The sequence below is a fragment of the Aeromonas sp. HMWF016 genome, from assembly GCF_963878195.1.
GTDB classification, from domain to species: Bacteria; Pseudomonadota; Gammaproteobacteria; order Enterobacterales; family Aeromonadaceae; genus Aeromonas; species Aeromonas lacus.
Window position 1 is genome coordinate 16,969 of the sequence record NZ_CAWNWX010000024.1, and the last position, 1,121, is coordinate 18,089.

Here is a 1,121-nt window from a genome sequence, read left to right on the forward strand (position 1 = left end):
CGCTGGTTCGAGGCGTGACGGGGAAGCGTGGGCAACATCCGGCTCACCAGACTGCTGCGCTGACGCCACGAGGTGAACCCAATGGCCAGCAGATGCAGTGCGATCATGCCCTGCAGCGCCCAAGTGCACCAGACGTGCCAATCATCAGCCCCCAGATCAAATCCCATCTCGGTATTCTGGAACCAGCCGGTACCGGCTGTCGCCAGCACCAGCAACCAGAGCGCCCATACCGCCAGCTTGCCGCTGCCGTGATGGCCCGGCGCCGGCGGCAACCGCTCGCGCATCTCGTGCATCTGCTGGCGGAAATCCTCACCGCTAGGGATGAGGGCGCCAAGGCGGGCGTAGCCATGGGCAAAGGTGAGCCCCCAGAGCAAACGTACGGAGACCAGCGCGATGGCTGTGTAACCGAGCCACTCGTGCCAATCCTCTCCTGCCTCATTAAGCCAGAGATTACCGATACAGATCGCCGCTACACCCCAATGGGTCAGACGAACTACAGCATCCCAGCGAAAGGGCTCACCCTTTTTGCTTGGCATACTTGTGATACTCCTTCTTCAGGTCGTTAACCTTGGCCAGGTGCTCGCGCGCCTTGGCTTCGTCACCGGCCTTGAGCGCAGCCAGGCTGGCATCCAGCTCGGTCTGTACCTCATTCATGCCTTCAAGGAACTTCTCCTTCTTGGCGGCAGGCATGTTCTTCTGCTTGGCGATGTCGAGCTGAGCCTTCATCTCGTTGATGTGCTTCTCCATGGTAGCCGCATCATCAGCCTTGACCGCCTGCTTGTAGTTGAAGCCAATCTTCTTCATCGGCTGTTCCAGATCGCCAGCCATGGCAGGCAACGCGATCAGACCGAACATCAGGGGCAGCAGCAGGGGGCGAACAGTTTTCAACATGGGATTTCCTTATATAACAACATGCTCAAATTATTAGGGTCACCTATGAATCCAAACAGGAATTCATCATCAGCATAATGCCATGACTCATGGTGAAGCGTTTGTGAAAAATGATGTTTTTTGTGGCAAATGGTGACAAGAGTGCCTCGCTTGTTAACCACAGCAACATGAATGCATCGACAATCAGGCACTTTCCGGCATAAAAAACCCCGCCATTGGCGGGGCTTGTC

3 protein-coding genes are annotated in these 1,121 nt (G+C 56.4%); all 3 read right to left on the reverse strand.

Annotated features, from left to right (window positions below):
• Positions 1–536 (reverse strand): cytochrome b/b6 domain-containing protein (locus AACS24_RS21785; RefSeq protein WP_108572346.1); only part of this gene is annotated, 536 nt, incomplete at its 3' end.
• The gene (locus AACS24_RS02865; protein WP_041209147.1) at positions 517–891 is read right to left on the reverse strand and encodes a cytochrome b562; all 375 of its coding nucleotides are present in this window, start codon (positions 889–891) and stop codon (positions 517–519) included. The genes AACS24_RS02865 and AACS24_RS21785, both read right to left, overlap by 20 nt.
• 43 nt (positions 892–934) lie before the next feature.
• A partial coding sequence (locus tag AACS24_RS02870; RefSeq protein ID WP_219927750.1) for a hypothetical protein occupies positions 935–1,121 on the reverse strand: 187 nt, incomplete at its 5' end.